Source organism: Anaerolineales bacterium (assembly GCA_016928575.1).
Lineage (GTDB): Bacteria > Chloroflexota > Anaerolineae > Anaerolineales > RBG-16-64-43 > JAFGKK01.
The window spans coordinates 1-4,193 of the sequence record JAFGKK010000011.1; the positions used below are offsets into that span (position 1 = coordinate 1).

At 61.8% G+C, this 4,193-nt stretch carries 3 protein-coding genes; all 3 read right to left on the reverse strand.

Annotated elements, in window-relative coordinates; translation table 11 throughout:
* Window positions 1–279: 279 nt before the first annotated feature.
* Window positions 280–426: a Flp family type IVb pilin gene (locus tag JW929_01600; GenBank protein ID MBN1438077.1), complete on the reverse strand. Its 147-nt coding sequence runs from the start codon at window positions 424–426 to the stop codon at window positions 280–282.
* A 352-nt stretch (window positions 427–778) separates the two neighbouring features.
* Window positions 779–925 carry a Flp family type IVb pilin gene (locus tag JW929_01605; protein ID MBN1438078.1) on the reverse strand — a complete coding sequence of 49 codons (147 nt, stop codon included), beginning with the start codon at window positions 923–925 and terminating at the stop codon, window positions 779–781.
* Window positions 926–1,261: 336 nt separating this feature from the next.
* Window positions 1,262–3,841, reverse strand: coding sequence for an ATP-dependent chaperone ClpB (clpB, locus tag JW929_01610; protein ID MBN1438079.1), 2,580 nt, complete (start codon window positions 3,839–3,841; stop codon window positions 1,262–1,264).
* Between the last annotated feature and the right edge of the window lie 352 nt (window positions 3,842–4,193).

Here is a 4,193-nt window from a genome sequence, read left to right on the forward strand (position 1 = left end):
AACTCCGGAATGGGTGGCCGGATAACTCCGGAATCACCGGCCGGATAACTCCGAAACGGGCGGCCGGATTAGGCCGGAAAATGCAGGAATTCCGGATAATCCGGGAAAACGCGTCGAGGTTGCTAATTCGGTCGTCCGAAGCACGCCCTGCTCTCGAGGCCGCCGCAAAGCAAACTTGGGAATTCCTCCCAGCCAGGCGGATCCGAGTGCGAAAACAGTCCGGCGGCCGGGGGAACTCATCCCGGCCGCCGGGTGAAAAGGAGGAAATTGCACGGTGCGCTAGATGTTGACGATGATCTGGCTGAACACGTTTCCGATGGCGGGACCAAGGACCGACAGAATAATGATGATCACGATGGCAACCAGGACGAGGATCAGCGCATACTCCACCAAACCTTGGCCCTTCTTCTGCAGCTTCTTGAACATGGGATGTGCCTCCTTTCCGGAAAGGATCAGCCGGTTTTTTCCGGCCGTTGGGTTGATCCCATCCTCCCTTAAAAAACGGCAGGGATCAATAAAAGGCCGGTTAATTGCCGGATGTTCGAAGAGAGCGATAAACTTGTGGATGCAAGAGAGCGCGATCCATGGTAACCGTTTTCAACCTCCGCTGACTTCCTTTCCCGGAGGCGGCTTTTTCGATGCCGGAGTTATTCAGGATAGAACCGCGAGGCGTTTCCCCCTTCAACCGGATCCGGCGCTTCCATCGTTCCTGAAAAAAAAAGACGGCCGGGATTTCTTTCCGGCCGCCGGAGGCTTGCTTCAGTACCCTATGGGTTGCCTAGATGGAGTTGATGATCTGGCTGAAGACGTTGCCAATGGCAGGACCAAGGACCGATAGAATAATGATAATCACGATGGCGACGAGAACAAGGATCAGAGCATATTCCACCAAGCCTTGGCCTTTCTTCTGCAGTTTCTTGAACATGGTTTTTTCCTCCTTTCCTTAAAAATAGGAAAACCCGTAGCTTTTTGGTATTGCTATCATCCTATAGCACTGTATAGTTTACCGTAAAATGGCAATTAATAAAGTGTGCGCAATTATTGCAGGACCATCGTAAGGATTTGAATTATCTGCCGCCTTGGATAAAAGAGGAATATAAATTTTATGGACCATCGCTGTCCGAATTGGTTTTTCCCCTTATTTTTCAGGTTTTTCTTGATGGGGACCGACAATTGGGCTGTGCCCATCCAATAAGGTCGACCAATTAAGTCAAATCGAAGAAATCCGCCGCTCCGGCGGATCCGCGCCAGCCCTGCCCGCTCAATCTGCGTCCTTCCCTCCGCGTTTGGGGGAGAAGTTCAATCCGTCCTTCCCGCGGTCCACCCGGACGGTCTGCCCGGCGCTGATTTCACCCTGCAGGATTTTCATCGCCAGCCCGTCCTGCAGTGCGCGTTGGATGGCGCGCTTGAGCGGCCTCGCCCCGAAGGCCGGATCCCACCCCTGCTCGGCCAGGTGGCGCCGGGCGGCGGGGGTCACCTCCAGCCGGATGTTTTTCTCGGCCAGCAGCACCTCCACCCGCTCCAGTTGGATTTCGACGATCCGCCCGATCTGCTCCTCGGTAAGCGGTTGGAAGATCACGATCTCGTCCACCCGGTTGAGGAACTCCGGCCGGAAGGCGCGCTGGAGTATGGCCGTCACCGCTTCGCGCGAGACCGCGGCGCCGTTCTGCCACAACTCTCCGCCGAGGTTCGAGGTCATGATCGCCACCACGTTGCGGAACGAAACCGTGCGGCCCTGGCCGTCGGTCAGCCGCCCGTCGTCGAGAAGCTGCAGCAGGACGTTGAACACCTCCGGATGGGCCTTCTCGATCTCGTCCAGCAGCACCACGGCGTACGGCCGGCGGCGGACGGCTTCGGTCAGCTGGCCGCCCTCCTCGTAGCCCACGTACCCCGGCGGCGCGCCGATCAACCGCGAGACGGTGTGCTTCTCCTGATACTCGCCCATGTCGATCCGGATCATGGCCTGCTCGTCGTCGAACAGGAACTCGGCCAGCGTGCGGGCCAGTTCCGTTTTTCCCACCCCGGTCGGCCCGAGGAAGATGAACGTGCCCAGCGGCCGGTTCGGATCCTGCAGGCCGGCCCGCGCGCGGCGGATAGCGTTCGAGACCGCCCGGACCGCCTCGTCTTGGCCGACCACCCGCCGGTGCAGCCGTTCCTCCATCCGCACCAGTTTGTCCACCTCGCCCTCCAACAGCCGCTCCACCGGGATGTGGGTCCATTTGGAAACGGCCGCGGCGATGTCTTCCGCGTCCACTTCCTCCTTCAGCAGGCGCGCGCCGCCGGATTGGGCATTCAATTTGGATTCGGCCTCGGCGCGCTTGGCCTCCAGTTCCGGCAAGGTCCCGTATTTCAACCGCGCGGCGCCTTCCAAATCCGCCCGCCGCTCGGCCTCCTCGATCTTCAACCGGGTCTGCTCAATCTCCTCCTTGACCGAGCGCAGTCCGAGGATCGCCTGCTTCTCGTTCTGCCACTGGGCGCTCAGCCGCCGGGATTCTTCGCGCCCCTCGGCGATTTCCTTTTCGATCTTTCCCAGGCGCTCGCGGCTGGCGGGATCGCGCTCCTTCTTCAGCGCCTCGCGCTCGATCTCCAATTGCATGACCTCGCGGTCCACCGTATCGAGCGCTTGCGGCTTGGAATCGATCTCCGTCCGCATCCGGGCGGCGGCTTCGTCGATTAGGTCGATCGCCTTGTCGGGCAGCCGCCGGTCCGGGATGTAGCGCTGGGAGAGGGTCGCCGCGGCGATCACGGCCGCGTCGGTGATCCGCACCCCGTGATGCAGTTCGTATTTTTCCTTCAACCCGCGCAGGATCGAGACCGTATCCTCCACCGACGGCTCTTCCACCAGCACCGGCTGGAACCGGCGCTCGAGCGCCGCGTCCTTCTCCACGTGCTTGCGGTATTCGTCGAGTGTGGTCGCCCCGATCAGGTGCAGTTCGCCGCGGGCCAGCATCGGCTTGAGCATGTTGCCCGCATCCATCGCGCCCTCGGCCGCCCCGGCCCCCACCACCGTATGCAGTTCGTCGACAAACAGGATCACCCGCCCGTCGGATTCGGTCACTTCCTTGAGCACCGCCTTCAGCCGTTCCTCGAACTCGCCGCGGTATTTGGCGCCCGCCACCAGCGCCCCCAGGTCGAGTTGGATCAGGCGCTTGTGCTTGAGCCCCTCGGGGACGTCGCCGCGCACGATCCGCTGAGCCAGCCCCTCGGCGATCGCCGTCTTGCCCACGCCCGGATCCCCCACCAGCGCCGGGTTGTTCTTCGTCCGCCGCGAAAGGATCTGGATCACCCGGCGGATCTCCTCCTCGCGCCCGATGACCGGGTCGAGCTTGCCCGTCCGCGCCAATGCGGTCAGGTCGCGTCCGTATTTTTCAAGCGCGTTGTAGGTGCCCTCGGGATTCTGGGAGGTGACCCGCTGGCTGCCGCGCACGGTCGCCAGCGCCTTAAGCAGCGCATCCTTGCCCAGGTTGTGCCGGCGCAGAATCGGCAGCGCCTCGGCCAGCGCCAGCAGGATGTGTTCGGCCGAGACGTACTCGTCCTTCATCGCCGCGGCTTCGCGTTCGGCCGCGGCCAGCGCGTCGGCGCTTTGCCGCGAAAGGCCGATCTGCGAGGTGTCGCCGCCGACCTTCGGCAGCGCCCGCAGGTCCTGCTCCAACTCGGCGCCGATCGCGCGCGGATCCCCGCCCGCGCGCAGGATCACCTGCGGCGCCACGCCGTCCGCTTGCCGCAGCAGGGCATGGAGGACATGCACCGGTTCGATGTAAGCGTGCCGGAATTCGAGCGCCGAGCGCTGCGCCTCGAGCAGCGCCTCCTGCGCCCGTTCGGTGAAACGGTCGAGATTCATAAACAATCGCTCCCTTCCCTGTTCATCTACCAGTACGATATCATCCCAATTGTTAACGAAACGTCAACGGGGAAAAAATTCGGAAGCCGGTTGTTCGTTATGGCGGGGTGCACTAATCGGGTATCCTATTGTTCGTCATCCCCGCGCCGGCCCCGCGAAGCGGGGTGTACTTAGCGGGCATCCAATTACTCGTCATCCCCGCGCCGGCTCCGCGAAGCGGGGTGTACTTGGCGGGCATCCAGAAGTTGTGCATTCCAGCACCTTATGGACCCCCGATAAACCCACTCGGGGGTGACGAGCATTTATCACACCGGGGGGTGACGAGCATTTATCACACCGGGGGGTGACGATC